This is a genomic window from Streptomyces sp. NPDC053431 (assembly GCF_044544925.1).
GTDB lineage: Bacteria > Actinomycetota > Actinomycetes > Streptomycetales > Streptomycetaceae > Streptomyces.
Window position 1 is genome coordinate 1 of sequence record NZ_JBITXX010000064.1, and the last position, 3,778, is coordinate 3,778.

General features: G+C 62.8%; 1 protein-coding gene and 2 pseudogenes. 2 read left to right on the forward strand and 1 reads right to left on the reverse strand.

Annotated features, from left to right (window positions below; translation table 11 throughout):
- Positions 1-233: 233 nt before the first annotated feature.
- A pseudogene (locus ACIGXE_RS37535) lies at positions 234-475 on the forward strand (IS6 family transposase); the annotation flags it as partial.
- Between the two features lie 602 nt (positions 476-1,077).
- Here the strand turns inward: ACIGXE_RS37535 and ACIGXE_RS37540 are convergent.
- The gene (locus ACIGXE_RS37540; protein WP_399754648.1) at positions 1,078-2,076 is read right to left on the reverse strand and encodes a LuxR C-terminal-related transcriptional regulator; all 999 of its coding nucleotides are present in this window, start codon (positions 2,074-2,076) and stop codon (positions 1,078-1,080) included.
- Positions 2,077-2,702: 626 nt separating this feature from the next.
- On the opposite strand from ACIGXE_RS37540, the pseudogene ACIGXE_RS37545 reads away from it, so the two are divergent.
- Positions 2,703-3,507, forward strand: a pseudogene (locus tag ACIGXE_RS37545) (IS110 family transposase); the annotation flags it as partial.
- Positions 3,508-3,778: the final 271 nt, after the last annotated feature.

Consider the following 3,778-nt stretch of genomic DNA (forward strand, 5'->3'; position numbering starts at 1 on the left):
GGGCGGCTTCAAAGTCTTGGTGATCAGGCGGATGGGCTGCTCACGACGTTGTGGCGACGGTCCAGCGGCCGGCCACGCCCGCAACGAAGTTCCGGCTCCGTGGGCTGGTGGCGCCTTGGGAAGGGGAACACGCGGGCGGGCGCATCAGGGGGCTGCCGCAAAGTCCTGTATGTACGTGTTTGTGCTGGTGAGAGCCCCATGCCTGGAAAGACCGAAACTCCGCTGGGAGTGGGATGATCTTCGGGTGGTGTGTCTCCGGGAGAGGATTGCCAGTGTCGGATGTGCCGCCGCCGTACAAGAACCACCAGTACCCGGTAGAGATCATCGCGCAGTGCGTCTGGCTGTACCACTGTTCCCCTCAGCCACCGCGAGATCGAGGAACTGATGCTCGAGCGCGGCGTCATCATCTCCTTACGAGACAATCTGGCGGTGGTGTCTGAAGTCCGGGCAGGCCTACGCCAACACGCTACGCAGAGCGGGCATCGCACGTCGGCGCGGTGCCCACCGCTCCCGGCCTCCTCGCTGGCGCTGGATTCGGTAGCTGCGCCGGCTGGCCACATCGGTGCTGACCCTGGGGCTCGCCCTCTGCGACACGGCGGTGGGGGCCTGGTTGAGCATGTCTCCTGGCTCATCTACGCCCGAAGGGCGTGAACTGAACGCGCGGTGAAGACGGCACGACTGCTTCAGAGATCCTCGCCGCCTGGGCAGCGGGTCTGCAGAGGTCCGTGCAGGCTGGGCGAAGGCGACTTACGGGTCTCAGAGGTCGTCTGGTGCGCGTAGTCCGTGAAGGTTGCGGTTATGCGTCTCGCCAGGTTGGGGTGGTTTCGGTGTCTGCTCACCGTCGGCGGAGGCCCGCATTCTGGGCTGCGGACGGGCGGTACGAGTAGGGCTTATGCCCGACGCCACAGGCTGACCGCCTGCGGCGTCACCCCGGGTGCCTCCACGATCTCGATCTGCTACGTCCCCTGTTCGAAAAATCAGCCGCCTGCATGCGCCACCACTCCAGGTCAACCGCCGAATATAACCAGATCAGTACTCGGTCCAGCTGTATCAGTCCGAGGCCCAAGCAGGTCGCGATCAGATCCAGTCGCGTTTTTGGGCGAAGAGGGCGAGTTGGAACCGGTTGGCTGCACCCAGGCGGAGCATCAGGTCTGCGGTGTAGCGGCGGAAGGTACGGACTGAGATACCCATTTCTCGGGCGCCACTCTCGTCTTTTTCAGTGCGGCTGAGGATGGCGAGGACTTGGTGTTCGGTCTCGGTGAGGAGCGTGTCAGGATCGGGATGGTCTCGGTCAGGGCGGGGCAGGTCTTGGGCGGCTGTCCAGGTCTTCTCGAACAGGGTGATCATGTTTGTTACCAGAGATGGCTGGCGTACCAACAGAGCGCCGCGACTACTGTCGTGGGGGTCGAGAGGGACGAGCGCGATTTCGCGGTCGTATATGAGCATTCGGTCCAGAGGCTTATCGATGGTACGGATACGTGCGCCCAGGCTGGAGATCTCGGTGAGGTAGGCGCTGGTGGCAGGGTCGTCCAGTGCCTTGCGCAGGACGATGGTGCGCACGATGGTGCCTCGGCGCAGGCAGCGCAGGTCGAGTGGGCGGGCGGCAGCGATCGCGGCCGGTTGTAGCGCTCCGTCCGGGTACAGGCCCAGGACTTCGTGGTGAGTGAAGAAGGCGAGGTCTTCGAGGCGATCGCGGACTTGTTGCAGGCCTTGGATATGCTCGATGTCTTCCAGGTTAGGGGCTTGGGTCGGGCTGAGGCCGGTGTCGCGTTCACGGATGAGTGAGGCAATCGAGCGACGGGCAGAACTGATCTTGCGAATTTCCTCAGTAGCAGCTTCCAGGCGCTGCTCAACGAGCCGCTCCACGACGATGGCCGGGTCGAGAGCAAGTAGGTTACGACCCCGCCGGCGGATAAGGCCGAAGTGCTCCAACTGGTCGAGAGACTCGTCTAGAACGTCGCGATCCAATGCCGTCTGTGCAGCAGCATCTGATACTTCCGCGTCGGGGTTCCTCAGCAGGTACCGATATACCTGTTCAGCGACACCAGAAACACCCAGACTCGCCAATTGGTCCATTCCCTAAACCTCCGACCATCAACCAATCCTGACGATTGCACGCGGTTGCGAATCCTTAGGCTACGACAACAAGATAAATGGCCGGTCACCGGAATTTAATCAATGATCACAGCAGGGCGATGCATAGACAAGCACCTCCAGTTGAATCGAGTATAAATTACCTGAACCAAGTATCAGTTACTTAAGATTCACGCCCCAATCACCCCAACTTGCAGCTAAAGCCTCTGACTGACGCAGCACAAGATCACGTGATTCGCAATAGGCTCAGCCCCAAGAGGGTCCCTAGCTCATGCAGTCGCCCCGGCTTACCCCGTTCCTCGAATTCTCTTCCCTGTCTCACAAGCACCACCATTTATCACCCGTACGGGTCGGAGCGGTGCAGTTTGAGAGTTGGAGATGGGTGAGGCAGGAAGTGCCAGGTGATGGGCAAAGGATTTCCAGACTGGCTATCCGGCGGTCCGGCCGTTCGGGACCCGCCAGCCATGTCGTCGTGTTGTGGATAGAGGGTGCAGTTCCAGTCGCCACGGTCCTGTCTCTGTCGCGAGGAGCGCCGCGCGCAGCACATCTCCTGGCATCCCGCCCGAGGCCATAGCCCCAAGGTCTTCAAGCAGGTCTTGGGATCCTGTCTCAAGATCCTCACCGGCCGCCGCATGGATCTCGTCGCCGACCGCACTCGCACCGTCAATCGGCTGAGGACCCAGCTGACCGGGATCTTCCCCGGTCTGGAGCGGGCTCTGGACCTCACCAACAAGGGTCCGCTGACCTTGCTGACCGGCTACCAGACACCTGCGGCCATCCGTCGGCTCGGCGCCAGGCGTCTGGAGACCTGACTGCGCAACCGCAAGGTCCTCCGCGCCGACCAGCTCGCCGAGGCCGCGGTCGAAGCGGCCGAGCGCCAGCACACCAGCCTGCCCGGGGAGACGCTGACCGCCCAGATGGTGCACACCTTGGCGAAGGCGGTGATGACCCTCAACGAGCAGGTCGCCGAACTGGACAAGCTTCATCGAGGCCCGGTTTCGCGGCCACCGCCACTTCGATGTGATCACCAGCATGCCCGGCCTTGGCATCATCCTAGGGACTGAGTTCCTGGCCGCCACCGGCGGCGACATGTCCGTCTTCGGAACACCGGACCGCCTCGCCGGCTTCGGCGGCGTCGCACCCGTCCCGCGCGACTCCGGCAAGAACAGCGGAAACCTACGGCGGCCGCAGCGCTACAACCGACGGCTCCAGCGCGTCCTCTACACCTCCGCGCTCTTCAGCATCCGACGGTCTGAGGAATCCCGCCGGTTCTACACACGCAAACGCGCCGAAGGCAAGCGCCACACCCAAGCCGTCCTCGCCCTCGCCCGCCGCCGTGTCAACGTCCTCTGGGCCCTCCTCCGCGATGGACGGTTCTACGAACTCACACCACCGGCAGCCCTCGCCACTTGACAGACCACATTAGGAATCAGTGCAACATGGCCTGCTGGTTCCGGTACGTATGCATCCTGAATGGCATCCGTCAGCAGCCCGGGCTCCCTTTGGCCCGACTTTCCGGCCGGACATTAATCTCTCGCCGCATTTTCGGTCAGCGCCTCTCCGCTTGACGTCGGTTGTCAGTCGCGAATCGGGGGGACATCGCCGGTCATGTGGCAGGAGGAGCGGGCGTGCACTCAGCACTGGCTTGCATTTACTGCGTGAAGGTCTGGGTTCTCGCTGGCGG